The following is a 26,836-nucleotide window of genomic DNA, read 5'->3' as shown; positions in this document are numbered from 1 at the left end:
CTCGTCCTCAGATGCCGTACCCGGCGTAACCGGGGATACGGGTCTTGCGTTCGAGGTGGCGCAGCACCTTCAGCCCCGCCAGCGTGATGATGAAGTAGAGGGCCCCCGCCGTCATGTACAATGGCAGGTGCTCATACGTCCGCGATGCCACGAAGTGGGTGCGGGCCATGATTTCCGGGGTGCCAAGCACGAAGGCAAGTGCCGAGTCCTTGAGCAGGATGGAGTATTCGTTGGACCACGCCGGAATGGAAAGACGCAACGCCTGCGGCAGGACGATGCTGCGGATGGCCGCACCGTCGCTCATGCCCAGTGCGCGGGCCGCCTTCAGCTGCCCTTGCGGCAAGGCGAGTATCGAACCGCGGAATATCTGCGACTGGTAGGCGGCACTCGCCATGCCAAGCACGAGACACGAGGCCGTGAACGCGCTCAGATTGAGGTCGAGAGCCTGAAACAGACCGAAATAGAAGAGAAAGAGCAGCACGAGAATGGGCATACCCCGGAAGAACCAGACATACAGCCCCACGAGATACCGCACAGGGCGACCGCCGTAGACCTGCGCCACGGCCATGGGTACGCCCATACAGAACCCGAGGGCCAGCGACCCCAGCACCGTGGCGATGGTGACGGCCGAGCCTTCGAGAATATAGGGAAGCGCGTCCCATATGACCAAGAGTTTGTCCAGCATACGCCCGCGGGGTGGTTCCCGCCCTCCTCTGTTTCTGTCGCGTCACGGCGCGAGCGGAAGTCATACCGAAAAAAGGTCCGGAAGGCGACAGGAGAATTCCCCGCCTTCCGGACGGCAAAGCCTTGCCCCTGCGGGCTGTGGCTACTTCTTCTGGAGGTACTTGTCCTTCAGCTGCTGCCAGTAGGGGTCGGCCATGAGCAGCTTGTAGCCTTCGTTGATCTTGCCGCGAAGTTCGGTGTCTTCGTTGCGGGTGGCCACGCCGAAGTCTTCGGGCTCACCGAAGGTGCCGAGGATCTTGACGGGCTTCTTGGCGGCGGCGTCTTCGGCGGGCAGGATGTCCATGCCTGCGGCGTCGATGCGTCCGTTCAGCACGTCCTCGATGGCGAGCGGGGCCGAATCGTAGAAGCGCAGTTCGAAGTTCCAGCCCTTTTCGGGGGCCTGCTTCTGGAGGGCGTCGGCTTCAGAGGTGCCGCGCTGCACGCCCAGCTTCTTCTTGCCCTTGTAGACGTCATCCACGGAGAGCTTGCTGTCCTTCTTGGCCACGAACACCTGCGAGACCGTCCAGTAGGGCTCGGAAAAGGTGATCTGCTTCTTGCGCGCGTCGGTGATGGACATGCCGGAGCACACCATGTCGATCTTCTTCGCCAGCAGGCTGGGCACGATGCCGTCCCAGTCCATGGGCTTGTGCACGACCTTGAACCCCATCTTGGCGGCTATCCAGTTCATGGAGTCCACGTCGAAACCGGCGGGCTTGCCGTCCTTGTCGACGTAGGCGAAGGGCGGATAGTTGGCGTCGATGCCGTTGATGTAGGTCTTCTCTTCGGCTGCGGCCACGCTGGCGAAGGCGAGCACCAGAGCCATGACGACGGTATAGACGAAAGATCTCTTCATGCGACTCTTCCTTCCTGGCTTCGATGTTGGAGTCCACCGGCCGCACCACGACCCGCTGCCGTGCCGAACGCACCGGAAATGCACACTCTTTGTTGCGCTACCAGAAAGCGCCCCACCGCGCAAGGTTGCTATATATCAATTTTGGCAATTTATCGCCATAAGCCTCTTGTTTGTGCAGTCGAAGTTTGCCAAACTTGAAAGGCCCGCACCACTCGGGCATGACATCATTCAGGAGAGTCTACGATGTTCCAGTCACTGGGGGCGCGCCCCCTCGTCTTTCCCACCCCCATCTTCCTCGTGGGCAGCTACGACCGCGAAGGCAAGCCCAACATCATGACCGTGGCATGGGGCGGCATCTGCTCTTCGCAGCCCCCCAGCATCGCGGTCTCCATCCGCAAGAACCGCTGGACATACAACGCCATCATGGAACGCCGCGCCTTCACCGTATGCGTGCCGTCCACCCGCTTCGCCAGCCATGCCGACTATGCGGGCATCTTCTCCGGCGAAGAGGAGAACAAGTTCGAGGCACTGGGGCTGACGCCCGTGGCGGGCGAACATGTGGACGCTCCCTACGTCGCCGAATTTCCCATGGCTGTCGAACTGCGCCTCACGCATACGCTGGATATCGGACTGCATACCCAGTTCATCGGTGAAATCATGGACGTGAAGATCGACAGCAGTTGCCTCGACGCCGATGGGCTGCCCGACATCAACAAGGTCGACCCCGTCATCTTCGCGCCCGGTGCCCGCGCCTATCACGCCGTGGGCGGCTTCATCGCCAAGGCGTTCTCCGCAGGCAAGTCGCTGCGACGCTAGCGACAGGCCCGACCACGGCGGTGCGCCACCGCCACGATGCGACCGGAAGAGAAGCCCGCACCATGCTACATGGTGCGGGCTTCCTGCGTGATGCGAAGCGCCGCAACGCCGGTTTTCCGTAGACACCGTCAACGCGGGAATCCCTCGCTTACGCTGTCTGGGCATATCTCCGTCAGGCCTCTCCGGTTGGCGGAGGGAACCGGCCCCCAAAAGAAGCGGAGGAGAGAGGGGGCGACGCACGCGGCAAGGGAAGCCTCCCCGACGCACACCGAATGCAGACCAAAGCGGCATGCCCGGAAGCCTGCATCGTGCAGGGCCAGAAGGCGCAGCGTCCCGACTCGGGGAATCCTTGCCCCGACTATGGACAGGGCGGCTTGTCGCCGGGCTTACGTGACACCAGCCAGCCGACGGCAAGGTTACGTTCCTCTGCGGTCAGGCTGGCACCATGGGTCACCATACGCCCGACGACCTCGTCCCACCCCTTCTCGTCCAGCCTGCCCAGCCCCGCGCACAGACGGTCGGCACCGTGACAGACACGGCAGGCACGCATGGTGACTTCCTCACCCCTGTCCTGCCCCCCTCCCGCACACCCGAAGAGGACAAGCCCCAGCACCACCACGACAGCCCGGAATGGATGGCAGGCCTCCTCCCGCACAACGCCTGAGAGGAGACGCCCCACGCACATGGCGGGGCACCGGGACGGATGACGTCGCCCGGGGACGGCGGACACAACTGCGTGACGCGACATGATGAACCTCCTGATGCAGATATGCGTCCATCATGACACGTCAGGCGGGGCTGCAACAGATGAATCGCACCATCAGGGTTTCAGGAATCCACGCGGTCTTCCCGCATGCCCCTCCGCAGCGCATGAGAAAAGACGCACAAGGCGTCCACCCCCGACGCCTCTCCATCAACCCCCATGAATTCAGACATATGGGCGCGACAACCAGCCCATGGGGATCGGTGAAGCCCACTCCCTGCGACTTCCGACGTGCGCGGGACATATGTGCACGAGGCGTTCTTCATGTTTTTTTTTCACAACGTCCCAACCCGCCATTTGTGAAAAAAACAGCCATGCCGACGGGCAGTTATGCTGCATGCATCTTCTGGATGCCGCATGATAATCCGCTGGCGGATGAGGACTGTTGCGGGTGCAACCGACACTCATTTCCGCTTTCCGTATTGTGAACACATGGATTAGCTGCTGGCGGAGTCGCCCACACAAGACGAAGCCCGCACAAGGAACATCACTGGCGGAAGGCGCTGCAACAAATGGTCACTGCAACTCATCGATAATGGGGCCTCTATGAGTTCCGACACAAGAAAACCATCACTTTTGTGGGCTGTATTCACTTTCATCGTTCCCGTAGCCATCATTCTTTACGGAACGGTTGTCGTCGCGGTCAGGCCTCCGGTCCTGCCCCTCCTTGTGGCTGTGGTCGTTGCCGGGGCGATGTGCCTCAGGATAGGCTACAGTTGGGAGGAATTGCAGGAAGGCATGCTCTCCGCCGTGGGGCGCATCCAGATAGCCGTGGCGATTCTCATGCTCGTGGGCATGATCATCGCCGCATGGATGGCCTCGGGCACCATTCCAACCATCATCTACTGGGGGCTCAAACTCATCGCCCCCAACCACTTCCTCGTCTCGACCATCATACTCTGTGCCGTGGCATCACTGGCCACTGGCACCTCGTTCGGCACCATGGGCACCATAGGCGTCGCCCTGCTGGGCGTGGGTACCGCCATGGGCTATGACCCTGCATGGACCGTGGGGGCGATCGTCTCCGGGGCATACTTCGGCGACAAGATGTCACCGGTCTCGGACTCCACGAACATCGCCGCCGCCGTCTGTGAAGTGCCGCTCTTCACGCACATCGCCTCGATGCTCTGGACAACGCTGCCCGCACTGGTCGTCTCGATCATCGGGTACGCCATTCTCGGGTCCATGCACACGGGCACAGCAGAAAGCGTGGGGAACATCAACACCATCCTGACCACTCTCGAAGGCTCGTTCTCGCTTTCCCCCGTGGCCCTCATCCCCCCTGTGCTGATGATCGTGCTCGCCTACAAGCGCCTTCCCGTGCTGCCCGTCATGGTCGTGTGCGTGGTCAGCGCACTGGCAATCGCCCTGTTCGAAGGCGTGTCGGTGGTCAACCTCGCCAAGTTCCTGACGACCGGCTACAAAGCCGCAACCCCTTCTCCCGAGTTGAACAAGCTCCTCTCCTGCGGCGGCCTCATGAGCATCATGGCCACCACCCTGCTGCTCACCTGCGGCATGGCCTTCGGCGGCATCCTCGAAAAGGCCCGTGTGCTCGAAGTGCTGCTCGACGCCATCCTGCGCGGTGCCACCTCTGCGGTGTCGCTCGTCGGCGCCACCGTGGCCGCGGCGTACATCATCCTGTTCGGCACAGGCAGCCAGATGCTCGCCGTGGTCGTTCCCGGGCGCGCCTTCGGCGAATCGTTCAGAAGAGCGGGCATCGAACAGGTGGTGCTCTCGCGGACGTGCGAAGACGCAGGGACCCTCGGCTGCCCGCTGGTGCCGTGGAGCGTGCACGCCTTCTACATCCTCGGTGTCCTCGGGGTCAGTGCAACCGACTACATGCCTTACGCCTTCCTCAACTATCTTGTTCCGGTCTTCTCCATGGCCTGCGCCATCACAGGTATCGGCATCATGAGAACAACGCCCAAGAACGCCTAGGCGATCCTGCGGCGTACGACGACCACGCCTTGCAATAAGGAGCTACCATGTCAAAGAAAGACAACATCAAGAACGTCATCTTCATCATGCTCGACACGTTGCAGTTCAACTATCTTGGCTGCTACGGCAACGATGTGGTGAAGACGCCGAACCTCGACAAGTTCGCCCAAAACGGCTTCCTGTTCGAGAACGCCTACAGCGAAGGGCTGCCCACCATCCCCGTGCGGCGCGCCATCATGACCGGCCGTTTCACGCTGCCCTACAGCGGCTGGCGTCCGCTGACCACCGAAGACACCTCCATCACGGACATGCTCTGGTGCCGTGAGGTGCAGACAGCGCTGGTGTATGACACCCCCCCCATGCGCCTTCCCAAGTACGGCTACTCTCGCGGGTTCGACTACGTACGTTTCTGCAACGGTCACGAACTGGACCACGAGACCTTCTGCAACGTGCCGCTTGACGAAGAGTTCAAGGCCGAGGACTACCTTTCGCCCAACTGGCTGAAGAAGGATGAGAACGGCGAATACGATTCGTCGAGCAAGTCGCTCATCCGCGAGACGGAATGCTACCTGCGCCAGCGCCAGTTCTGGGCTTCCGATGCGGACAACTACGCCTCCGTGGTCATCTCCGAGGCCGACAACTGGCTGAAGATGAAGCGCAACCCGCAGCGCCCCTTCTTCCTGTGGCTCGACTCGTTCGACCCGCATGAGCCCTGGGACCCGCCGTCAATGTGGGAGAAGAAGCCCTGCCCCTACGACCCCGACTACACGGGCAACCCGCTGCTGCTCGCCCCGTGGACCGAAATCGACGGTGTCATGACCGAAGAGGAATGCGCACACATCCGCGCCCTCTACGCGGAGAAGGTGACCCTCGTCGACAAATGGCTCGGCAAACTGTTCGACTCGCTCAAGGCGCAGGGGCTGTGGGACGACACCATGATCGTCATCACCTCCGACCACGGACAGCCCATGGGCAGCGGCGAACACGGTCATGGACTGATGCGCAAATGCCGTCCGTGGCCCTACGAAGAACTGGTGCACGTGCCCCTGCTCATCCGGGTCCCCGGCCTTGAGGGTGGCAAGCGCATATCGTCGTTCGTACAGAACGTGGACATCACCGCCACGGTGGTCGATGGTCTGGGCATGGGGCTCGAAGCCCTTGCCGAGGCCGGACACGAAGGCATCACCACCTATGCAGGCGACGACATGCACGGTATCAGCCTGTTGCCCGTCATGCGCGGCGAGACCGACAAGGTGCGCGATTTCGCCATCGCGGGCTATTACGGCATGTCATGGTCCATCATCGATCACGACTACAGCTACATCCACTGGCTGCAGAGGGAGATCGACACGGATTCCATGAACAAGGTCTTCTACGACGGCTCCGGCAAGGGCGGCAACGCCGGTGCCCAGTCTGCCAAGCTGGAGATGAAGGAAGAGATGTGGACCTGCGTGCCGGGGGCCGAAGTATCCGTCCCCCACACCGACGAGCTGTACGACAGGCGGAACGACCAGTTCCAGCTGAAGAACCTCATCGGTGAGCAGCCGGAAAAGGCCAAGGAGCTTCTGCAGAAGCTCAAGCTCTTCATCGGCGAGCTGCGCACGTCGTAGGCGACAAGAACACTATAGCTCCCCCGCATCAACGAGGTCTGCCATGCAGAGACATCTTGTCGATGAATTCTGGTGCATCAACGTGGACAGCACGGCATGGTCCAAGGTGCTTCACCGTGGGACCAGACGAGAGTTCAAGAAAGGTGAACAGATCGTCAGTGCGGGGGAGCTCGTGACCCAGCTCCGTTACCTTGAATCAGGGTCTGTATGTATGAAACGTACGACACTGGACGGTAACGAGAAGATCCTCATGCACATCGAACGGAGTTCACTCTTCTGCGAGGTGCCATTCTTCACGGGTGACGAGATCCACAGCTCTTTCAATTGCCATCGTGATGCCGTCGTATACTGTTTTTCGAAAGAGGTGGTCGACGACATACTCGAGATGTACCCGTGCATCGCAAAGGACATCATCCGTACGCTATCCATGAAGGTCAGTGTACTGAGCAACCAGATCGCATCGCTAGGTCTCGACACACTCGAACAGCGCATAGCGAAGTTCATACTGCTCCGCTACAACCTGATGAACCTTGCTGATGCAGACCTCATGACACTCGGGACACTGCGCATGAAGGATGTGGCGAGCATCCTTGGCGTACACAGGGCCACCCTCTACAGGGCACTGAAGACCATGGAGAAGATGCGGCTGATCAAGCTGCTGAACGAAAACAGGTTGCAGGTGCTGAACATAGAGGCGCTGGCCGCTCTCGCCAACCATTGATCAGCTTCAAGGAGTTTTTGGAATGAGTGCAATAAGGGACATCACCACAGAAGCCGGCATGGCCCATTTCGAAGGGCTTTCCGACGCCATCGTCTTCTTCCACAAGAACCTGTGCCCGCACTGCAAGAACATGGAAAAGGTGCTGGACAAGTTCGGTGCCAGAGCGCCCCAGGTCGCCATCTCCAGCGTGGACAGCGAGGCCCGCCCCGAACTCATGAAGGAACTTGGATTCGAGCGCGTACCCACACTGGTCTTCATCCGGGACGGCAAGGTCGCCAAGGTCTTTTCCGGCATCATGAACCCGCGTGAATTGCAGGCCCTGTACGCGTCCATCTAATTCCGGAGAATTGTTGCAATGAGTCATGCATTCGATCTCATCATCCTCGGGGGAGGCGTCGCCGGTATGACGTCGGCGATATACGCCGCACGCGCCAACCTGCGCGTCCTCATACTGGACGAGAATGCCTGCGGCGGGCTCGTCAACTGGACCAAGGTCGTCGAGAACATGCCTTCGTACACGTCCATCGGGGGCATGGAACTCGCACAACGCATGCAGGAACAGGTGAACAATCTCGGCGTCACCGTCGAAGAGGCCGTGTGCATCGACAGCATGGACCTCACAGGCCCCGAGAAGCGCGTGGAGGCTGATGGCGAAGTGTACACCGCCAAGGCCGTCATCGTCGCCACCGGACGCAAGCCGGTGCCCCTCGAAGCCGCCGGGGAATGCGAACAGGTGCATTTCTGCGCCATCTGCGACGGCGCGCCCTACATCGGCAAGCGCGTGCTCGTGGTGGGGGGCGGCAACAGCGGGTTCGACGAATCTCTCGCCCTTCTCGACCAGGGCATCGCGGAACTCACCCTCGTCGAGAGGATGGACCGCTTCTTCGCCGCCCAGAAGGCGCAAGACCTCCTTGCCGCCCGCCCCAACGCCACGCTCATGCGCTCCACGGAAGTGGTCTCCGTGGACTACGACGAGACCCTGCGCTCTGTCACGCTGCGCGATGTCGCCACCGGCGAAGTGTTCACCCGGGAATTCGACGGCATCTTCGTGTTCATGGGCCAGAAGCCCGGTACCGAAGTGTTCCGGGGCCAGTTCGACATGGACGCGCAAGGCTACATCGTGACCGACGAGAACATGGCCACCAGCCTCTCCGGCGTGTACGCAGCAGGAGACGTGCGCCAGAAGAAATATCGCCAGCTCACCACCGCCATGGCAGACGGGACCATGGCAGCCCTCGAAGCAGAGCGCTTCATCCACAGCGCCCCCGCCTAATACATGACGGGGTTGCGGATAACCGTACTGACCCCGGACACGAACCAAGCCCAGCGCATCTCAAGGCGCCTGAAAACCCTCCTCGCGCAGGAGGGGGTCTTGGCTCACGTCCAGGAGGTCACCTGCTACCTCGAATTGTCGAGGCAGGGCCTGAAAGGGAAGACCCCCGTCATTTCCGTCGAAGGCCGCATGTATCAGTTCGCTTCACTGGATGACTCCGTCCTGGCGCAGTTCGCAAGCTGGCTGGCACGGGGACTGAACGAAAAATAAAAGCTATTCAAGGAGTTTGTCATGAAAGACCTTCTGAACGCATTCGAAAACAAGGCCCCTGAAATCGTGTTCGAATGGCACGATGCGGAAACCGACGCCACCGGCTGGGCCGTCATCAACTCGCTGCGCGGTGGCGCCGCCGGTGGCGGCACCCGCATGCGCAAGGGGCTGGACAAGCACGAGGTCGTGTCGCTCGCCAAGACCATGGAAATCAAGTTCGCCGTATCGGGCCCGCACATCGGCGGCGCCAAGTCGGGCATCAACTTCGACCCGGCAGACCCCCGGAAGAACGACGTGCTCAACCGCTGGTACAAGGCTGTCATGCCGCTGCTGAAGAGCTACTACGGCACCGGTGGCGACCTGAACGTCTGCGAGATCAAGGACGTCATCCCCAACACCGAGGAATACGGCCTCTGGCACCCGCAGGAGGGCATCGTCAACGGTCACTTCCACCCCTCCGAAGAACTGCGCATCCAGAAGATCTGCCAGCTGCGCGGCGGCGTCACCATGCCCGTGGTGAACCCGGCCTACACCCCCGACCCGGCGAAGAAGTATCTCGTGGCCGACCTGATCACCGGCTTCGGCGTTTCCGAATCGGTCAGACACTACTACGAGATCAAGGGTGACAGCGTCGCCGGAAAGCGCGTCATCGTGCAGGGATGGGGCAACGTGGGCGGCACCGCAGCCTACTACCTTGCCGCCAATGGCGCGAAGGTCGTCGGCATCATCGACCGTGCCGCTGGCCTCGTCTCCACCGAGGGCCTCACCTTCGAACAGGTGAAGGAACTGCTGGCCAAGCGCGTCGGCAACACCCTCACCGGTGACAACCTGCTTTCCGCCGAAGACACCCAGAAGCTGGTGTGGAGCGTCGGGGCAGATGTCTTCCTGCCGTGCGCCGCATCCCGTCTCGTGACCCGCGAACAGGTCGCCACCCTGAAGGACAACGGACTCGGCCTCATCGCCTGCGGTGCCAACGTGCCGTTCAGGGACGACAACATCTTCTACGGCCCCACGGCCGAATACGCCGACGGCGTGGTGGACGTCATTCCCGACTTCATCGCCAACTGCGGCATGGCCCGTGCCTTCAACTACCTGATGAGCAGCAAGGTCGACCTCGACGAGAGCGCCATCTTCCAGGATGTCTCCGAAGTCATCCGCAACGCCCTCACCGAGTCTTGCGCGGCAGCCACCGGCAAGAACCACTTGCTCGCCGCTTCGCTGAAGACCGTGCTGCACAAGCTGATGCACTAGTACAGGCATTGCGGGCCGCCTGCATGGGCGGCCCGCCCCATCACCGCACAGAAAGGCCTCGCGCCACACCAGAAGAGACCTCACATGAACGCCATCAAGCAACTCTGCACCCAGAACGCGGGTGAAGCCGCCGTCCTGCAGGGCAACATAGCCTTTGCCGCAGGGTGCGTCCGCTCCGGCATCCACGCCGTTGACGGCTACCCGGGCACTCCGTCCACCGAAGTCATCGACAAGGGCCTCTCCAATGTTCAGGACATGATCAAGGTGGGCTGGTCCGTGAGCGAGGCCGTCGCCGTGTCCATGGGGCACGGGCACTCGCTGGCGGGCGAAGACTGCATCGTGACCATGAAGATACCCGGCCTGTTCCAGGCGGGCGACCCCTTCTCCAGCAGCGCGTTCTTCACGGAAGACCGCGGTGCGCTGGTATACTACCTCGCATCCGACTTCACGCCCAGTTCGACCCAGCATCTGGTGGACCCGCGTCCCTTCATCAGAAGCTGTTTCACCCCCATTTTCGAACCGCGCAACCATCAGGAGATGCACGAGGCTGCGGAAATCGCCGCCGACATCAGCCGCCAGTACAAGACCCCCGTGGTCATTCTCGCCAGCGGCACCCTGTGCCACAGCGAAGGGCTTGTCCGCCTCTCCGAAATCCGCACGCGTGAACGCGTCGTCTCCAGCGTACCGCTGAAGGCATTCAACACGTTGCCCGTCACCGCCCGGCGCAACTACGACAAGGTCGTCACTGAACGCATGCCCGCCCTTGCCGACATGGTCGAGAAGAGCCCGCTCAACGTCTGGGAACGCGGCTCGCGCAAGGTCGGCGTCATCACCTTCGGCGTGGGCGAGATGATGGTCCGTGAAGTGAAGCAGGCCCTCGGAGAAGACATAGACATCCTCTCCCTCGGCTTCACCTGTCCGCTCCCCATGAACCTCATCCGCGAGTTCCATGCCTCCATCGAGGGCGACGTCTACGTTGTCGAGGACGGGTACCGTTACCTTCAGGAAGAACTTGAGCGCGCCGGTCTTGCCGTCAAGGGCAAGTCTCCCGCCGACACCGTCACCGAGTGGGACCCCGCCGGCATCGCCGCCCTGCTCGGCTACAGCCTGAAGTCCCCCGCAGCCTCGGACGTGGCACCGCTGCCTCGCGCGCCCATGATCTGTGCGGGCTGCCCGTACCGCCTCTTCGGCGAGACCGTGCGCTCCATGAAGAAGCGCGGCAAGATCGAGGCCTGCTTCGGCGACATCGGCTGCAACACCCTGCTGTACTTCATGGATGCCATGGACACCAACGTGGCCATGGGAGCCGGCGAGGCCCACAGGGCAGGTTTCATCGTCGCCAACCCGGACAAGGCCGCCAAATGCATCTCGCTGCTCGGCGACGGCACCGAATGCCACAGCGGCATGGACGCCACCCGCAACACCATCTTCCGCCACATCGCCGGTGTGAAGGTGGTGCTGGACAACAACTGGACGGCCATGACCGGTGGCCAGCCCGGCCCCACCTCGCCGGTGAACCTCGCCGGACAGGAGAACACCTTCGACCTTCAGGCATCCCTCAAGGCACACGGGGCCAAGGTCGTGGTGGTGAACGGCTATGACCGCAAGGGCATCCGCACGGCGCTCACCAGTGCCCTCGAAGATGCGGCGAACGGCGAGTTCACCACGATGGTCGTCACCGGCGTGTGCATCCGCAAGATGCCCAAGTCCGCCTACGGCACGCGCATGACGGTCGACGCAGACCTCTGCAAACGCTGCGGCCAGTGCCAGATATGCCCCGGCATCAGCGCCGACGCCGAAGGCCTGCCTTCGTTCAACAACCTGTGCTCCGGCTGCGTGAGCCAGAACGCGGCTTGCGGGCAGATGTGCCCCGTGCACGCCATCAAGGCCGCCGAGGCCGTTGACACCAGGGCCACCGCGCGTGTCGAACTGCCCAAAGCGCCTGAAGAAATCGCCATGCCCGCACCCGGCTCCTTCACGCTGCCCGAGAAGATCGCCGTGGCCATCCGCGGTGTGGGTGGGCAGGGCAACCTGTTCTTCGGCCGCGTGCTGACCCAGCTGGCATTCCTCGCCGGATACGGCGACACCAACGTGGTCAAGGGCGAGACGCACGGCATGGCCCAGATGGGCGGGCCCGTCATCTCGACCTTCAGTTGCGGCAAGGTCGTCTCTCCGGTACTGCTGCCCGGCACCGCAGACTGTCTCGTCAGCATGGAGATGAGCGAAGTGCTGCGTCCCGGTTATGTGGGCATGCTGCGCCCCGGAGGCACCGTGCTGCTGGCCGACACCCGCGTCCTGCCCTATGGCGTGAGCGAAGACGCCTACCCGCACCGCGACGCCATCCTCGGCACGCTGGACGGATACAACGTCATCATCATCGACGTACTCAAGGCCGCCCTTGAACTGGGCGACCCCACAGGCCGCATCGCCAACGTGGTCATGATCGGCGCACTCAGCACCCTCGCCCCGTTCGACGGCTTCCCCGCCGAACTGTGGTTGCAGGCTTTGCGCAACGTCAGCCCCAAGCCTGCCATCTGGACTGCCAACCATGCGGCCTTCAACGTGGGCCGAGGCCTTCTGTAGACTAGTACGTTCCGACCCGGGGGGAGGGTCCCCTCCCCCCTCTCGTCGGCCCGCCTGAAGGCCGTGCCGACTGTCACGAAACACTCACCGGAAAGGGCGAATACCATGGAAGAACAGAACGGCGCCTTCATCGACCACGACGCCATCACGTCGCTTTTCAGGAGCGCGCGAGACGAGGGACGCGACTACCTGCTTGAATACGAAGTGTACAATCTGCTTGGAAGCTCCGGTGCGGAGACCCCGCCCAAGTGCATCCTCATCCCCCGCGGTGCCCGCCCCTCCGATGACGAACTCATGGCCCTGCCCGGCGAGAAGGTGGTGCTGAAGATCGTTTCGCCCACCATCATCCACAAGACCGAAGTGGGCGGAGTGCGCATCGTTCCCAAGAGCCCCGAGAAGATCCGCTCCGCCGTGCGCCGCATGCTCTGCGAAGTGCCCGAGAACTATGCCAACATGATCAACCTCGACCCCGCCCACGCGCCGTCCGCCTACCGCGGGCTGTCCGGCGAGGCGCTGGTCACGGCGATACGGGGCGACCTCAAGGGCGTGCTCATGGTGCAGTTCATGCCCCCCGACTCTTCGTCCTTCGGCAACGAACTCATCGTGGGCCTGCGCAACACCCGCGAATTCGGCATGGTCGTCAGCGCCGGTCTCGGCGGCACCGACACGGAGTTGTACGCCGAACGCTTCCGCAAGGGGCAGGCCATCGTGGCGGCCTCGTGCGAACTGACCGACGGCGAGACCTTCTTCGAACTCTTCCGCAAGACCATCTCCTACAAGAAGCTCGCCGGTCTCACCCGCGGTCAGCGTCGTGTCGTGACGGACGAACAGCTCGTCGAATGCTTCAGTTCGTTCATCGAGATGGGCCGCCGCTACTCGCCCACGAACCCCGACACCGAGTTCGTGATCGAAGAAATGGAGATCAACCCCTACGCCTTCACCGATTTTCTCATGGTGCCGCTCGACGGCATGTGCCGTTTCGGCAGACCCACCCCGCGCGAAAGCGGGCGGCCCATCGCCAAGATCGACCGCCTGCTGCACCCCCGCAAGATAGGCATCGTCGGTGTCTCCACGACGCGCAAGAACTTCGGCCGCATCATCCTCGACAACGTCCTTTCCGCGGGCTACGCGAAAGAGGATGTGTACCTTCTGCGCGAGGGCGCTGACGAGATCGACGGGGTGAAGTGCTTTCCCGATCTCGCGTCTCTGCCCGAGAAGCTCGACCTGTTCGTCGTGGCTGTCGGCGCGGCACAGGTTCCCGACCTCGTTGACGAGGTCATCCGTCTCGACGCTGCCAACACCGCCATGCTCATCCCCGGTGGCATGGGCGAGACCGAAGAGAGCCGCGAACGTGCCGCCAAGGTCATCGCCGCCATCAACGAAGCACACGGCAAGGGCGACGGGGGCCCCGTGTTCCTCGGCGCCAACTGCATGGGTGTGGTCTCGCACCCCGGCAGGTACGACACGTGGTTCATCCCTGAAGAGAAGCTGCCCAAGAACCGTGAGGCCAGCTACCACCGTGCCGCGCTGGTGAGCCAGTCGGGTGCGTTCATGCTTCACCGTTCGAGTCAATGCCCTGAACTCAACCCCGCCTACATGGTCTCCATGGGCAACCAGACAGACCTGACCCTTGGCGACATGGTGAAGTACTTCAAAGACTCCGACAAGGTGGATGTCATCGCCGTATACGCCGAAGGGTTCAACGACCTCGACGGGCTCGAGTTCTGCACTGCCGTGCGTGAAGCCGTCCTCGCAGGCAAGGAGGTACTCTTCTACAAGGCAGGACGCACCCCCGAGGGCAAAAACGCCACGAGCGGCCACACGGCCTCACTCGCAGGCGACTACATGGTCTGCGAATCGTGCGTGCGTCAGGCCGGGGCCATGGTCGCCCGCAACTTCACGGAGTTTCAGGACCTTTTCATGCTGGCAGAGACTCTCGCCTCCAAGAGGATACGCGGCAACCGCCTTGCCGCAGTCAGCGGTGCAGGTTTCGAGGCCGTCGGCATGGCAGACTCCATCCAGTCTGACGACTACCAGATTCGCCTTGCCTCGTTCTCTGAAGCAACGCACGAAAGGATCACCGCAGTGTTACAGGCCAAGAAGCTGGCGGGTCTTGTCAGCGTGCACAACCCGCTGGACATCAACCCCTCGGCCGATGACGAGGCCCACGCCACGGTAGCGGGGATTCTCGCCAGCGATGACGGAGTGGACGCCGTCGTCATAGGCCTCGACCCCCTTTCGCCCGCCATGCACACCCTGTCCGGGACGGACGTGCCCGCGTTCGACATGACAGCGGCGAATGGCATCGCCTCCCTTCTCGGCAGTGTTGCCGCAGGCTGCGACAAGCCCATCCTTGGCGTCATCGACGGTGGCAAGCTGTACGACCCCCTGCGTGACGTCCTCAACGCCTGCGGCATTCCGGTATTCCCGGTATGCGACCGGGCCGTTGCGACCCTCGCGCAGTACATCGAGGCACGACTCCACGCCGACGCCCTCCGCGCCGAGGCAGCCATCTAGCTAACCAACCGGGGCGGTGACCACAAGGCACCGCCCCGAACCATATCGAACACCATCATGAAACGATCCGACATCATCGCCATCGGGACCGTCTGTTCCGTGCTGGCTTTCTTCTCGTTCGTCCCCGGTGCCATGGAGACCTTCGAAGACCTGAGCAAACATCACGGCTACTCCATGAGCTTCGTGAAATTCGCCGTCCTTGCCACTTTCGGGGAGTGTCTTGCGCTCCGGCTCGTGAGCGGGGCGTATGACCGCCCCGGCTTCGGCGTGCTGCCCAAGATGCTGGTCTGGGGGCTGCTTGGCGTCATCATCAAGGGAGCGTTCAGCATCTTCGCAGTGGGGGTTCCTGCCCTTCTCGGGGCCATGGGGCTCGGCGTTTCCTCAGCGACACTGGCCTCAGGCCCGCTCGGGCTGAAGCTGCTCACCGCCTTCGCGGTGAGCGCCACCCTGAACTGCGTCTTCGGGCCGTGGATGATGACCCTGCACAAGGTCACCGACACCCACATCAGCGACACCGGCGGCACTCTTGCCGGAGCCCTGCGCCCCATGGACGTGGCGGGGATATTGCGCAGGATAGACTGGGACATCATGTGGAACTTCGTGTTCCGCAAGACCATCCCCTTCTTCTGGATACCCGCGCACACCATCACCTTCATGCTTCCGGGCGAATTCCAGATGCTGTTCGCAGCCGCTCTCGGCATCATGCTGGGCCTCATCCTCGCCTTTGCGGCCACCCGCAGAAGCGCCTGAGAGCATCAGGCAGTCGTCACCCCGCCCCAGACAGCCTGCACCGTTGCGTTGCGGGTCGCACCAAAGACAATCCCTGTAAGGAGACATGGGTCCCGGAGCCCCACAACCTGTCGGGCATCGCGGGCATCCCCCTAAGAGCAGAAAGTCACCCCCCGGCCGGTCAGGTGCTTGAAAACGGCAGGCCCTTGCACAGCAGTGCAAGGGCCTTTCATTGTGCCGGGCATCCCCCCCGTCACAGGAACGCACTATGCCGGGAGCCTTGCGGCCCCCGGCTAGGCGGGTTTCAGGCAAGCCTTCGGCTAGAAGTCGTACACGAAGTTGAAGACGAACTTCTTCGCGTCAGAGTAGTCCTTGTCGGCCCAGACGTCCTTGTCCATGTTGAGCTTGATCCAGCCGGTCTCGAGCACCACGGAAAGGTTATCGTAGATCTTGTAGGTCGTATCGAAGTTCACTTCGATGGCGCTGTCCTCTTCAGTGAGGAACACTTCTCCGCGACCGGGTTCGAAAGCGCTACGCACGTCCGCGTTGTTCTTGATCACGTCGCCGTCGCTGGTGCCCTTCATGTAGACCACGCGGGCCACATGCGACAGCTTCTCCATGTAGGTGATGTCGTCAAGCTGCAGGCCAAGGGCCCAGCTGCCTGCACCGTTGCGTCCGAAGTAGAGGTCCTGACGGTACACCGAACCGGGGAAGCCGAAGCTCGTCACACCCCATGCGGTGGGAGACAGGGAGGGCATGCGCTCGGAACCGTTGCCGAGGTCGTCATCTTCGCCGGAGCCGTACCATGCGAGGACGCCGGGGGTCACCATGTCGAGCTTGTACTCTGCCAGGGCGGCGACAAACCAGCCAGCACGCTCGGCGGAATCGGCATCGTCAGCGGTCTTGCTGCCGTAGACGGCGTCCAGCTTCAGCGAGAAGGGAGCGAGGTAGTTCATCTCGAAGGAAGTACCGGCCCACCACGCATCGTACGTGTTGGAGCGGCCATCGAACGGCTTGGCGGCACTGCCGTTAGCCACTTCGGACATGCTGCGCATGCCTGCGAGCAGCGGAGCGCCGCCGTTGGTCGAACCGACGAAGTTGGCGTCCTTGCCCAGCGAAGAATACATGCCGTAGGGGCTTATCTTGAACCCGTCGAGCGTCACGGGCACCACGAGGCCGAACACGTCGATTTCATCAAAGGCATTGCCCTTCTCGGAACCGTTGCTCACGTCGGCAGGACGCGCCCAGAACGCCGTGACGCTGTACATGTCAGTGATGCGCTGGCTCAGTGTGAGGGCCGCCACGTCATCCTGGAATACAGGAGAGGTGCCAGCCACCGCGCCGGGCATGACCAGACCCTGAATGCCCATGCGGACCTTCAGGTCTGTGTTGGGCACTATCCAGTCGATGTACGAACGACGGACTTCGATATTGGCCTCGTCGGCACCGAGGGCGCCACCGTGGTCGTTGGCACCACGGCCCCACACGGTATTGCCGATTTCGAAGAACACGACCCCCCTCAGGGAATCGCTTGCGATGATGTCTATCTGTGTACGCAGACGCTGGCTTGCCGAGAAGTCGTCGTCGCTTTTGCCGTCGTCAGCCATTGAGGTGTAATCGCCACTGTCAAGCCATGAAAAATCGATGGCCCAAACGCCCTTGGCCTTGATGTCTGCCGCATGCGCACCAGAGTAGGCTCCTAAAACGAGCCCGCACGCTACAAGTATGGCAGCTACACGTTTCATTTGCAGTCCTTCCTTCTTTACAAGGGGTGTAATAATCCTGAAACCCGATGCAAAGTTAATTTAAAGCAAATGAGCCATCAACAGATCAAAATCATCTTGAACTGGCCACATGACGCGCAGAGCATCTTGATAATATTAACGTAATTGTCATTATTTTTGATAATTACCGGAATATTCGCAAAATACACTGTAATTAAAGATATATTTTTAAAAAACTGATAGAACGATTGTACATTTATGTATAGTGACATACTGCACAGGCCGCCACATACTCGATAAAAAAATCACAAAAAAATGTATCGATGTTACCAATGCAACATAAAAACCACTCCATGCTGCAAGCATTTTACTGAAAAATGTTGCATTCGCAACATCAAATCAATAAAATGTTGCATTCGCAACGCTGAAAAAATACACACGTTGCATTCGCAACATTCCTGCTCAACTATGTAGATATATTCTGTTTCACCAGAAATGCACCGATTCTGGACTTCTGTTCCCTTCGGCAGCCCTTTCAGCCACCACGCATCCTTCACAACCCTCCGTGAGGCTGACCGACGACACTCCCATGAAAGACAACGCTGCTGCACCTCAGACCCTGCCACGTTCCCCTGCAAGGGGCTGTGCCTTCCCGCCGCTACCCCCAACCGATGTATTCACGGCTTGCGTCATGCCCCCTCCCCACTCCGCCGGACAGGAGAAGCCATTCCCAGACGACGCCGGACATCCCCTTTGCTGAACGCCATGCGGCAGAATCGCGCACCGCCTCCCGCAGGACAGCCACCTTCGAAGGGCATCAACTGTCTGCGCCTCTTCCAGCAGCAGCCTGCCCCGCGACATCGTTACGGATGAGGACCGACAGCGGTCGCCCCACCGGGAGACGGGGAAGAGAATGACGGGGGCAGTATGCATGAGTGGCTATCGGCGGGGGTGTGTCATTGCCCCCATGTCCACGCCGTGGGGCGTGCGATGTGGACAGGGTTTCCGCGTGACACCCCTTACAAACGAACGAGGCGCACAACGCTGTGCGCCCCGGCAGATTCTGAAGCAACGTGCTCAACTTGCGTGACGCATTTTCTCAACTTGTGTGACACCCGACAACCCTCACAGCGCACGCACAGCCAAAGCCCATGCACGACGCGAAGGACATGCTCGCAGAGCACAAAAAATGGGAGAAATGACAACAGGGACGAGGAAGCAACAAGACACCGCCGCATACGCGAAAAGCGCGTATGGGGTGTTCCCATACGCGCTTGCGATTCTGGTTGCGGGGGCAGGATTTGAACCTACGACCTTCGGGTTATGAGCCCGACGAGCTACCGTGCTGCTCCACCCCGCGACATGTTCCGGACATCCGCCAGAAGGCGTCTCTCGTCCGGGAAGCGGAAACTATGCTTGTGCCTCTCCGATGTCAACAAGGAATTTCAAAAAAGCACATTTTTCTTTTCCGGGTGCGAACACCAGGGGGGATGCAACCGCCCTCTAGGGTTTCAGCACATTGAGTTCAGCCGCGAAGCCGCCTTCCCCGGCAAGCCGCACAACCACATAGCCCCCGGAAAGCAGCGTTCCGGGGTTCACCACCACCGTACGCCCAATGCGGTCGACACCACGCGACTCGTGGATGTGCCCGCACACGCATACGTCGGGCTGCACCTCTTCGATGAACTCGCGTACGGCGGTACTGCCCACGTGCCTGTCTCCCACCCTGTCGCACAAGGTGTGGTGCGGGGGATTGTGGGAAACGAGCAGCACACGTCGCAGCCCCCGTTCACGAAGCGTCCTGTGGATGTCATCCAGCCATGCGGAGAAGCGCGATTCCGGGAATTCACTGGGCGTACCGAATGGCGTGAAGGTGGACGCCCCCACCCCCACGATGGCGGCACCGGGTGCGACCTCGCGCACAGAGGCGTGCAGGTTCCACCCTCTGGTCTCAAGCCATTCCGTCACCTCGCCCCTGTCCATGTTGCCTATCTGGGCGAGGACGTTCGGATTGACGCGGGCGACAGCCTCCAGAGAGCGTTCAGCCTGTTTGATACCGCCGCCCACGGTGATGTCGCCTGTCACGATGACCCCTGTGGCATCCGCAAGTCCCGGCAGTTCTTCAAGCCGCGACACATTGTCGTGGATGTCACCGAACGCCAGCCACCAGAGTGTGCTTTGCATGGCATTGCCTTCCTTGCTAGTAGTAGTGCGCCCGGCGAAACGACCGGGGAACATGTGACGAGGTCACGGGATACGCGACGCCGGTGCCATCGCTTCATTCCAGGATAACACCGTGGGGAACCGCATCGGAGACGCCCCGCGGGCTTATCGTCAGGTCGTATGCACCATGTCAGGTGTCCGCTGCGTAAGCCTCGCCATCAGTGAGCCGCTGATGCCACTGTAGCGCATGCGTTCGCGTTTGACAAAAGTCCCCGTGCCGACAGGCTGTTGCGACAACACCAGCGCCGCATGACACGCACCATCCACGACCGGAACGCGCCATGACCCAACCACGAAGCACCTCACCGGCATCTCCGGCATCTCCCGCATCAGCTGGCAATGCGACACGGAAGCCGCGGCATGACGCGAAGGTGACCGCGGCACACTCCGCAGCGACGGCACCTGTGGACCCATCTTCGGCATCGGGTACTTCCGCTCAAGCCACAGGTGGCGATTCTCGCGCGACAGGTGACAGCCCCCCGGCACCGACTGGCATACCGCCCGCCCCCTCTTCCATCATCCGCGGCGCGGCTGCGCAGGACATGGCAACCGCCAAGACCGCCCTGCGGCGGGAGATGCTGCAACGGCGACGCGACCTCGACAGGGAGGAGGCCCAGCGTCACGGCGCCTTGGCACAGGCGGCCCTGCTTGCCCATCCGGCATGGGTCACGGCACGGCAGGTGGTGCTCTACGTCGCCGTCCGCAACGAACTCGACACGGACCTGCTACTGCGCACCGCGTGGGAGGCGGGCAAGGAGGTTCTGCTGCCCCGCTGCGACCCCGCCTGTTCCGGCGTCATGTGCCTTGCCCCGTGCCTCTGTGCCGCCGACCTCGGCCCCGGCAGTCATGGCATTCCCGAACCCTCGCCCCTGCGCTGCCCGCCTGTCGACCCGCAGTCCCCGACCTTTGCGCCCGACCTCGCCATCATCCCCGGCGTCGCCTTCGACAGACAGGGCAACCGCCTCGGCTACGGCGGCGGCTACTACGACCGTTTCCTCTCCACCCCCGGCATGTCCGCGACGCCGCTGGTCGGCTTCGCCCATGCCTTCCAGATTGTGGACGCCCTCCCCGCCGAAGCGTGGGACCGTCCCGTGAACGCGCTCTGCACCGAGGAGGGCCTCATATGGCTATGACGTGGATACCTTTCGCCTTTCCCGGCGTGCCAGCCGTCCGTTGCGCCTTCCACACGCGGTGTGGCGGGGCCTCGCAAGACCCGTGGGGAGGCGGCAACATCTCCCTCGAAGTGGGCGACGCCCCGGAGGCTGCCATCGCCAACCGGCGTGAGCTTTCATCGTCGCTGGGGCTGGACGGCTGGGCCGAATGCCGTCAGGTGCACGGCGACGTCATGGTCTTCGACCCCGCCCCCCTCGACCTTGCGACACCGCCGCAGACGGAGGCTGACGGCCTTGCCACGTCGCGCCCCGGCCTCGGCCTCGTCATCAAGACGGCGGACTGCCAGCCCGTGCTCATCGCCCATGAAAGCGGCCGCTACATCGCCGCCCTGCATGTGGGCTGGCGCGGCAACCGCATCGACTTCCCCGCCAGCGGCGTGCGCGCCTTCTGCGACCGTTACGGCCTTGCGCCCCGCGACCTGCTGGCGGTGCGCGGCCCCAGTCTCGGCCCCGCCGCCGCGGAGTTCGTCAACTTCGACAGTGAATGGGGCGACGACTTCGCCCGCTGGTTTCGCACCCGCGAACGCACCATGGACCTGTGGACGCTCACCCGGCACCAACTGGCGCAGGCGGGACTTGCGCCCGAACGCATCCACGCCCTCGACCTGTGCACGGGCACACTGGCCGACACGTTCTTCTCGTATCGCCGCGAAAGGGTCACGGGCAGGCAAGCCAGCATCATATGGATAGACCCCGCCCTCGCATGACGCCCCGACCGCTGCGTACCCTGCTTGTCGACAACCGCGACAGCTTCACGTGCAACCTCGAGCACCTGCTGGCGCGGGCCACGGGAACGCCCCCCGTGGTGTTGCGCCATGACCGGCTGCCCGAAATGCAACCGGAGGCCCACGACCTTGTGGTCATCTCTCCGGGCCCCGGTGCGCCGGAGGAATATCCCGGCTACGGGCGCGTCATCGACAGTCGCGTCCCCGTGCTGGGCATCTGCCTCGGGATGCAGATACTCAACATGCACTTCGGCGGGGTCACCGCGCCCCTCGACGGCTGCGTCCACGGCAAGACCGATACCGCCCTCTTCGACGACGGACGAACCTTCACCGTGGCACGCTACCACTCGCTGCATGTGGTGACGCCCGGCGAGGGACTGCGGGTATGCGCCCGCACCCCGGCAGGGCTGGTCATGGCCCTGCGGCACGAGTCGCGGCCCCTCATGGGCTATCAGTTCCACCCCGAATCGTTCCTCACGCCTGACGGCGTGACGCTCATCCATCATGCGCTGCATACTCTCCGACTGCGTTGACAGTGCCACCTTCGCCCGTCTCGCCCTCGCGCTGGCACGCGAAGGGGCGGACATGCTGCTGTGTCACCCTGCCCCCGACGGCGGCGGGATGCCCCCCGGCTGGACGGCATCCGATGCGACGTCGCCCGCCCGTCCATGCTGCCTTGTGGGATTCGACGTGGCTGGCGAGATATCGCCTCCGCCCGACGGAGACCTCACAGACCTCCATGCCTTCTGCTTCGGCGACGGCACGCAACAGGTGCGCATCGCCTCCGACGTGCCACGCCTCGCCTTTGGCTGGCTTTCCTACGGGTGGGGCATGGCGCTGCACGGCATCGCCTCCGCAAAGCCTGCCGAGTCGGGATACGGCGTGCTACGCCGCTACCACTGCCTACTGCGCTGGTATCCGCATGGCGGCGACCTTGAAGCCGAGGTCTCGGCAACGGGACAACGCAGGCTGCCCATGCTGCGTCGCCTGCTTGATGCGCTACGCACGGAAGAACGCGCCCATACGCTTACGGAGACACTGACGGAAGAACACCGCGAGGCTGGTACGGCGATGCGACAGGAGAAGCAGGGAGCACCCCGGGCAGCAGCGACCGGCAAGGGAAGCGGGGGAGATGGGGGCGACAATCCCTACGGGGACGTCAGGAACCACGGGGAAGGCAGGGGCTTGTCCGCGGCGCCGCGAGACGGCACCGCGCCGGGCGACGACCTCGCCCTCGCACTGGACGAACTTGTCCCGTCGCTGGATGCCACGACCTACCCGGATGGGGTACGGCAGGTGCTGGCTGCCATCCGCAGGGGCGACACCTACCAGCTGAACCTCACCTCACGCTTCACCGCCCGCCGCCCCGGCATGGACGCTGCGGCCTTCCTGTTGCGCCTGTGGCAGCAACGCCCCACCCCTTTTGCCGCCTATCTGCATGCGGGACGCCATCGCATACTCTCCCTCTCGCCCGAACGATTCCTGCGTGTGGGGGGGGGTGAGGTACTGGCCCAGCCCATCAAGGGAACGCGCAGCTTCGACCCGGCGACCACCTCGCCCGGAGAACGGGCACGCCTCGAAGCCGCCCTGCGGGCCGACCCCAAGGAACACGCCGAACTCTCGATGGTGGTCGACCTGCTGCGCAACGACATCTCCGCCACATGCGCCTACGACAGTGTGCGCGTGCCGCGGCACTGCGCCACCTTCGCCGTCGGGCCCCTCATACAGATGTGCAGCGACGTGACGGGAACCCTGCGCGACGGGACGACCTGCCTCGACCTTCTGCGTCACGCCTTCCCCGGCGGTTCGGTGACGGGCTGCCCCAAACCGCGTACCATGAGCCTCATCGAACGCATCGAACCCCACCCGCGCGACGTCTACTGCGGCAGTCTCGTCGCCGTGGCGGGCCCCCGTGACATGGACAGTTCCATAGCCATTCGCACAGCCATGTACGACACGACGACAGGCCTCCTGCATCTGTACGCAGGCAGCGGGCTCACCGTCGATTCCGACCCCGAGGGCGAATACCGCGAGACCGTCGACAAGACGTCGGCATTCAGGAAGGAGACGGCATGACATACTGGTACAAGGGCGCACTGCACGAAGGCGGCGTCACCCTCGGCGTGGACAGTCCGGCCTTCCGCTACGGGGCCGGGTTCTTCGAGACCCTGCTCTGGAACGGTGCCGAACCGTGGCTGCTCGATGCCCACATCGCCAGACTCGAAGGCAGCCTCGCCCGCTTCTCGGTGGACTATCAGCCCTGCGACTACCCGGCTGTCATCGCGCACGTGGTCGAAGCCTGCGGACTGCGCGACACCACCGCCCGCATCAACATCCTCGTCCCCATCGAAGATGCCGATGCCGCAGCCTCGCCCCTTGTGCTGGCAGCCCCGTGGACACCGCCGCGTCCCGACGCCACCCGTACGTTACGGCTGGCCTCGCAACCGGCCCAGTCACCGCTCGGGATGCACAAGTCCATGAACTATCTCGGCAACTGGCTGGAACGCCGCGCCGCCCTGCGCGACGGGTACGACGACGTGGTGGTGACACTGCCCGGCAACATCGTCCTCGAGACCACCACCGCCGCCCTGCTCTTCAGCGACGGCACCAACTTCTGCGCCCCGGCAGGGCTCACGCGGCTACGCAGCACGACACTCGACGCGGCACGCACCGTGCTGCCCGTACACGACTGTACCATCCGTGTGGCGGAACTCTTCTCGTTCCGGCATGCCTACATGCTCAACGCCCTCGTGGGCATGCTGCCTGTCAGGGCCATCGGGACCCATGCCTACGATGTGGACGCGGCCCCCTGCGCCCGCCTGCGCCCGCTGTTGCTGGGACTGCACGACTGACCGCGCGCGGCGGCCCGCAACGGGAACCGCCGCGCCACGCTCTGCCGTCGTCACAGGCGGCAGCCGCCGCTCTCCCATACCTTCATGCTGTCCTCAAGGCGGGTGAACGCGCTCATGTCCGCCGGGAAGGGCAGCACTTCCAGCACGTCCTGAAGCTTGCGCACCTGACGGATCATCTGTTCGAGGCGCTCGTCCTCGTTCACCAGCAGCCAGATGCGGCTCGTCCCCTCGCCGACGGGCATGCACAGGATGCCCTCGACGTTGAAGGCACGGCGCGCGAAGAGACCGCATATGTGCGTCATGACGCCGGGGTGATTGTTCACCGTGAGCCGCAGGGCGATGAGGCCCCCTGCGGCGGGTGCGGCTCCGTTCATGTCATCAGGCGTGGGCAGGCGCATGGGCTTCTCCTCCTATCATCTCGGTGTTGGCTGCTCCGGGCGGGACCATGGGGTAGACGTTCTCCTCGACGGCCACGGGGACATGGATGAGGCACGGCCCCTTGGCGCGCAGGGCGCGGGCGAGGTCACGCTTGGGGTCGGCACTCCGCCCGAGGTCCACCGCAGGCACCCCGAACCCCTCGGCGATGCGCACGAAGTCGATACGGTGCGTGAAGTCGGACGCGAAGATGCGCCTGCCGTAGAAAAGATCCTGCTGTTGCTGCACAAGGCCGAGGGCGTTGTTGTTCGCCAGCACGATCTTCACATTGGCCCCCGTCTCGGCGGCGGTGGCGAGTTCCTGGATGTTCATCTGAAGGCTGCCGTCGCCCGTGAAGCACACCACCGTACGCTCCGGGTTGGCGAGGGCCGCGCCGATGGCTGCTGGCAGACCGAACCCCATGGTACCCAGCCCGCCGGAGGTGAGCCACTGGCGCGTACGCCGCAAGGGGTAGGCCTGTGCCGTACGCATCTGGTGCTGCCCCACGTCGGTGGCGATGATGGCCGAATCGTCGAGACAGGCGGCGGTGCAGGTCACAAGTCCATAGGGCGTGCGAGGGTCGTCCGCGCCGGGAGTGAGCAATGGATGCGCCGCCTTCATGCGGGCCACATGCCCGTGCCATGCCTTCCTGTCGACGGGTTCCAGCATGGGCAGCAACGCTTCGAGCACTCGACCGGCATCCCCGGTGATGGCGACATGGGCCGTGCGAAGCTTGTCGATTTCGCTGGGGTCGATATCCACATGGATGATGGACGCGTGCGGACAGAACTGTTCGATGCGGCCCGTGGCGCGGTCGTCGAAACGGGCCCCCACCACCATGAGCAGGTCACACTCTTCAAGCAGCATGTTGGTGCAACGTGCCCCGTGCATACCCAGCATCCCGAGCGTGAGCGGATGTTCGGGCGGCAGGGTGCCAAGCCCCAGCAACGACATGGCTGTGGGCAGGCCCGTGCGTTCGGCGAACACGCGCGCAACCTCCCCCGCCCCCGAGGCGACGACGCCACCGCCGATGAACAGGATGGGACGCTCGGCCTCTGCCAGCATACGTGCCGCACGGGCGAGCCCTTCCATGTCCGGGGCCTCGGCGGGGTCGGGTCCCCCCGTTTCGGGCCACGCCTCGAAGGCGACTTCAGCGGTCTGCACATCCTTGGGGATGTCCACGAGAACCGGGCCGGGACGGCCCGATGTGGCGATGCGGAACGCCTCGGGGATGACGGTGAGGAGGTCTTCGACCGAACGCACGAGGAAGTTGTGCTTGGTCACCGGAATGCTCATGCCGTAGATGTCCACTTCCTGAAAGGCGTCGCTGCCTATCATGCTGCGTGGCACCTGCCCCGTGATGCAGATGACCGGCACGGAGTCGAGCTTGGCGTCTGCGATGGCGGTGAGGGTGTTGGTGGCCCCGGGGCCGGAGGTGGCGAAGAAGACGGCAGGCCTGCCGGTGGAACGGGCCATGCCCTGCGCGATGAAGCCCGCGCCCTGTTCATGACGGGCCAGCACATGGCGGATGCGCTTGCTGTGCGACAGTGCGTCGTAGAGGGGCAGGTTGGCCCCGCCGGGAATGCCCGAAATGCAGTCTATCCCCTGTCGTTCGAGCAGGCGGATGACGAGCTCCGCGCCAGACATACGGTACATGGACGACCTCCTGCGGTCTGTCC

General features: G+C 63.0%; 23 protein-coding genes and 1 tRNA gene. 16 read left to right on the top strand and 8 right to left on the bottom strand.

Annotated features, from left to right (window positions below; genetic code table 11):
* Window positions 1-7 precede the first annotated feature (7 nt).
* Window positions 8-685, bottom strand: a complete 678-nt coding sequence (locus DVU_RS01885) for an amino acid ABC transporter permease (RefSeq protein WP_010937694.1) — start codon at window positions 683-685, stop codon at window positions 8-10.
* Window positions 686-826: 141 nt separating this feature from the next.
* Window positions 827-1,576 carry an ABC transporter substrate-binding protein gene (locus tag DVU_RS01880; protein WP_010937693.1) on the bottom strand — a complete coding sequence of 250 codons (750 nt, stop codon included), beginning with the start codon at window positions 1,574-1,576 and terminating at the stop codon, window positions 827-829.
* 243 nt (window positions 1,577-1,819) lie between these two features.
* Between DVU_RS01880 and DVU_RS01875 the strand changes: the two genes are divergently transcribed.
* A complete protein-coding gene (locus tag DVU_RS01875) occupies window positions 1,820-2,392 on the top strand; it encodes a flavin reductase family protein (RefSeq protein WP_010937691.1) in 573 nt (190 codons plus the stop codon).
* Between the two features lie 358 nt (window positions 2,393-2,750).
* Here the strand turns inward: DVU_RS01875 and DVU_RS01870 are convergent, their stop codons facing one another.
* A complete protein-coding gene (locus DVU_RS01870) occupies window positions 2,751-3,140 on the bottom strand; it encodes a hypothetical protein (RefSeq protein ID WP_010937690.1) in 390 nt (129 codons plus the stop codon).
* 561 nt (window positions 3,141-3,701) lie between these two features.
* On the opposite strand from DVU_RS01870, the gene nhaC reads away from it, so the two are divergent.
* From nhaC to DVU_RS01820, 10 genes are all read left to right on the top strand, one after another.
* A complete protein-coding gene (gene nhaC, locus DVU_RS01865; protein WP_010937688.1) occupies window positions 3,702-5,093 on the top strand; it encodes a Na+/H+ antiporter NhaC in 1,392 nt (463 codons plus the stop codon).
* Window positions 5,094-5,140: 47 nt separating this feature from the next.
* A complete protein-coding gene (locus tag DVU_RS01860) occupies window positions 5,141-6,703 on the top strand; it encodes a sulfatase (RefSeq protein ID WP_010937687.1) in 1,563 nt (520 codons plus the stop codon).
* A 43-nt stretch (window positions 6,704-6,746) separates the two neighbouring features.
* Window positions 6,747-7,424 carry a Crp/Fnr family transcriptional regulator gene (locus DVU_RS01855; protein ID WP_010937686.1) on the top strand — a complete coding sequence of 226 codons (678 nt, stop codon included), beginning with the start codon at window positions 6,747-6,749 and terminating at the stop codon, window positions 7,422-7,424.
* Between the two features lie 22 nt (window positions 7,425-7,446).
* Complete coding sequence (locus tag DVU_RS01850) at window positions 7,447-7,761, top strand: thioredoxin family protein (protein ID WP_010937685.1); 315 nt, start codon at window positions 7,447-7,449, stop codon at window positions 7,759-7,761.
* Window positions 7,762-7,779: 18 nt separating this feature from the next.
* Window positions 7,780-8,697, top strand: a complete 918-nt coding sequence (locus tag DVU_RS01845; protein WP_010937684.1) for an NAD(P)/FAD-dependent oxidoreductase — start codon at window positions 7,780-7,782, stop codon at window positions 8,695-8,697.
* A gap of 99 nt (window positions 8,698-8,796) precedes the next feature.
* Complete coding sequence (locus DVU_RS16750; protein WP_223294615.1) at window positions 8,797-8,967, top strand: hypothetical protein; 171 nt, start codon at window positions 8,797-8,799, stop codon at window positions 8,965-8,967.
* A gap of 21 nt (window positions 8,968-8,988) precedes the next feature.
* On the top strand, window positions 8,989-10,218 hold the full coding sequence (locus DVU_RS01835; RefSeq protein WP_010937682.1) for a Glu/Leu/Phe/Val dehydrogenase family protein: 1,230 nt from the start codon (window positions 8,989-8,991) through the stop codon (window positions 10,216-10,218).
* A gap of 84 nt (window positions 10,219-10,302) precedes the next feature.
* Window positions 10,303-12,801: a 2-oxoacid:acceptor oxidoreductase family protein gene (locus DVU_RS01830; protein WP_010937681.1), complete on the top strand. Its 2,499-nt coding sequence runs from the start codon at window positions 10,303-10,305 to the stop codon at window positions 12,799-12,801.
* A 105-nt stretch (window positions 12,802-12,906) separates the two neighbouring features.
* On the top strand, window positions 12,907-15,318 hold the full coding sequence (locus DVU_RS01825) for an acetate--CoA ligase family protein (RefSeq protein ID WP_014524227.1): 2,412 nt from the start codon (window positions 12,907-12,909) through the stop codon (window positions 15,316-15,318).
* Between the two features lie 57 nt (window positions 15,319-15,375).
* Window positions 15,376-16,068, top strand: coding sequence for a hypothetical protein (locus tag DVU_RS01820; protein ID WP_010937679.1), 693 nt, complete (start codon window positions 15,376-15,378; stop codon window positions 16,066-16,068).
* 299 nt (window positions 16,069-16,367) lie between these two features.
* On the opposite strand, the gene DVU_RS01815 is transcribed toward DVU_RS01820, so the two are convergent.
* The 3 genes from DVU_RS01815 to DVU_RS01805 all read right to left on the bottom strand — a co-directional run bounded on the left by DVU_RS01815 (window position 16,368) and on the right by DVU_RS01805 (window position 19,955).
* The gene (locus tag DVU_RS01815; RefSeq protein ID WP_010937678.1) at window positions 16,368-17,792 is read right to left on the bottom strand and encodes an outer membrane homotrimeric porin; all 1,425 of its coding nucleotides are present in this window, start codon (window positions 17,790-17,792) and stop codon (window positions 16,368-16,370) included.
* A gap of 1,262 nt (window positions 17,793-19,054) precedes the next feature.
* Window positions 19,055-19,131 (bottom strand) — tRNA-Met (locus DVU_RS01810).
* A 143-nt stretch (window positions 19,132-19,274) separates the two neighbouring features.
* On the bottom strand, window positions 19,275-19,955 hold the full coding sequence (locus DVU_RS01805; protein WP_014524226.1) for a metallophosphoesterase: 681 nt from the start codon (window positions 19,953-19,955) through the stop codon (window positions 19,275-19,277).
* 581 nt (window positions 19,956-20,536) lie between these two features.
* On the opposite strand from DVU_RS01805, the gene DVU_RS01800 reads away from it, so the two are divergent.
* The 5 genes from DVU_RS01800 to DVU_RS01780 are packed head-to-tail and all read left to right on the top strand — an operon-like array spanning window position 20,537 to window position 24,743.
* A complete protein-coding gene (locus DVU_RS01800; RefSeq protein ID WP_014524224.1) occupies window positions 20,537-21,127 on the top strand; it encodes a 5-formyltetrahydrofolate cyclo-ligase in 591 nt (196 codons plus the stop codon).
* Window positions 21,118-21,873 carry a polyphenol oxidase family protein gene (locus DVU_RS01795; RefSeq protein WP_010937672.1) on the top strand — a complete coding sequence of 252 codons (756 nt, stop codon included), beginning with the start codon at window positions 21,118-21,120 and terminating at the stop codon, window positions 21,871-21,873. Before DVU_RS01800 ends, DVU_RS01795 begins: the two co-directional genes overlap by 10 nt.
* The gene (locus tag DVU_RS01790) at window positions 21,870-22,424 is read left to right on the top strand and encodes an aminodeoxychorismate/anthranilate synthase component II (RefSeq protein ID WP_010937671.1); all 555 of its coding nucleotides are present in this window, start codon (window positions 21,870-21,872) and stop codon (window positions 22,422-22,424) included. Before DVU_RS01795 ends, DVU_RS01790 begins: the two co-directional genes overlap by 4 nt.
* Window positions 22,396-23,967: an anthranilate synthase component I gene (locus DVU_RS01785; RefSeq protein ID WP_014524223.1), complete on the top strand. Its 1,572-nt coding sequence runs from the start codon at window positions 22,396-22,398 to the stop codon at window positions 23,965-23,967. Before DVU_RS01790 ends, DVU_RS01785 begins: the two co-directional genes overlap by 29 nt.
* Window positions 23,964-24,743, top strand: a complete 780-nt coding sequence (locus DVU_RS01780; RefSeq protein WP_010937669.1) for an aminotransferase class IV — start codon at window positions 23,964-23,966, stop codon at window positions 24,741-24,743. The genes DVU_RS01785 and DVU_RS01780 overlap by 4 nt, the downstream gene beginning before the upstream one ends.
* Before the next feature lie 50 nt (window positions 24,744-24,793).
* On the opposite strand, the gene ilvN is transcribed toward DVU_RS01780, so the two are convergent.
* A complete protein-coding gene (gene ilvN / locus DVU_RS01775) occupies window positions 24,794-25,141 on the bottom strand; it encodes an acetolactate synthase small subunit (RefSeq protein ID WP_014524222.1) in 348 nt (115 codons plus the stop codon).
* Window positions 25,122-26,813, bottom strand: a complete 1,692-nt coding sequence (gene ilvB, locus DVU_RS01770) for an acetolactate synthase large subunit (RefSeq protein WP_010937667.1) — start codon at window positions 26,811-26,813, stop codon at window positions 25,122-25,124. The genes ilvN and ilvB overlap by 20 nt, the downstream gene beginning before the upstream one ends.
* Window positions 26,814-26,836 lie beyond the last annotated feature (23 nt).

This window comes from Nitratidesulfovibrio vulgaris str. Hildenborough (assembly GCF_000195755.1).
GTDB classification, from domain to species: Bacteria; Desulfobacterota; Desulfovibrionia; order Desulfovibrionales; family Desulfovibrionaceae; genus Nitratidesulfovibrio; species Nitratidesulfovibrio vulgaris.
Note: the sequence above shows the minus strand (reverse complement) of the source record. Positions and strands in the feature narration are given on the sequence as shown.

Bases quoted from the DNA above. Each gene is read 5' to 3' on its own strand.
- DVU_RS01885 (WP_010937694.1), bottom strand. From the start codon at position 685: ATGCTGGACAAACTCTTGGTCATATGGGACGCGCTTCCCTATATTCTC.
- DVU_RS01880 (WP_010937693.1), bottom strand. From the start codon at position 1,576: ATGAAGAGATCTTTCGTCTATACCGTCGTCATGGCTCTGGTGCTCGCC.
- DVU_RS01875 (WP_010937691.1), top strand. From the start codon at position 1,820: ATGTTCCAGTCACTGGGGGCGCGCCCCCTCGTCTTTCCCACCCCCATC.
- DVU_RS01870 (WP_010937690.1), bottom strand. From the start codon at position 3,140: ATGTCGCGTCACGCAGTTGTGTCCGCCGTCCCCGGGCGACGTCATCCG.
- nhaC (WP_010937688.1), top strand. From the start codon at position 3,702: ATGAGTTCCGACACAAGAAAACCATCACTTTTGTGGGCTGTATTCACT.
- DVU_RS01860 (WP_010937687.1), top strand. From the start codon at position 5,141: ATGTCAAAGAAAGACAACATCAAGAACGTCATCTTCATCATGCTCGAC.
- DVU_RS01855 (WP_010937686.1), top strand. From the start codon at position 6,747: ATGCAGAGACATCTTGTCGATGAATTCTGGTGCATCAACGTGGACAGC.
- DVU_RS01850 (WP_010937685.1), top strand. From the start codon at position 7,447: ATGAGTGCAATAAGGGACATCACCACAGAAGCCGGCATGGCCCATTTC.
- DVU_RS01845 (WP_010937684.1), top strand. From the start codon at position 7,780: ATGAGTCATGCATTCGATCTCATCATCCTCGGGGGAGGCGTCGCCGGT.
- DVU_RS01835 (WP_010937682.1), top strand. From the start codon at position 8,989: ATGAAAGACCTTCTGAACGCATTCGAAAACAAGGCCCCTGAAATCGTG.
- DVU_RS01830 (WP_010937681.1), top strand. From the start codon at position 10,303: ATGAACGCCATCAAGCAACTCTGCACCCAGAACGCGGGTGAAGCCGCC.
- DVU_RS01825 (WP_014524227.1), top strand. From the start codon at position 12,907: ATGGAAGAACAGAACGGCGCCTTCATCGACCACGACGCCATCACGTCG.
- DVU_RS01820 (WP_010937679.1), top strand. From the start codon at position 15,376: ATGAAACGATCCGACATCATCGCCATCGGGACCGTCTGTTCCGTGCTG.
- DVU_RS01815 (WP_010937678.1), bottom strand. From the start codon at position 17,792: ATGAAACGTGTAGCTGCCATACTTGTAGCGTGCGGGCTCGTTTTAGGA.
- DVU_RS01805 (WP_014524226.1), bottom strand. From the start codon at position 19,955: ATGCAAAGCACACTCTGGTGGCTGGCGTTCGGTGACATCCACGACAAT.
- DVU_RS01800 (WP_014524224.1), top strand. From the start codon at position 20,537: ATGGCAACCGCCAAGACCGCCCTGCGGCGGGAGATGCTGCAACGGCGA.
- DVU_RS01795 (WP_010937672.1), top strand. From the start codon at position 21,118: ATGGCTATGACGTGGATACCTTTCGCCTTTCCCGGCGTGCCAGCCGTC.
- DVU_RS01790 (WP_010937671.1), top strand. From the start codon at position 21,870: ATGACGCCCCGACCGCTGCGTACCCTGCTTGTCGACAACCGCGACAGC.
- DVU_RS01785 (WP_014524223.1), top strand. From the start codon at position 22,396: ATGCGCTGCATACTCTCCGACTGCGTTGACAGTGCCACCTTCGCCCGT.
- DVU_RS01780 (WP_010937669.1), top strand. From the start codon at position 23,964: ATGACATACTGGTACAAGGGCGCACTGCACGAAGGCGGCGTCACCCTC.
- ilvN (WP_014524222.1), bottom strand. From the start codon at position 25,141: ATGCGCCTGCCCACGCCTGATGACATGAACGGAGCCGCACCCGCCGCA.
- ilvB (WP_010937667.1), bottom strand. From the start codon at position 26,813: ATGTACCGTATGTCTGGCGCGGAGCTCGTCATCCGCCTGCTCGAACGA.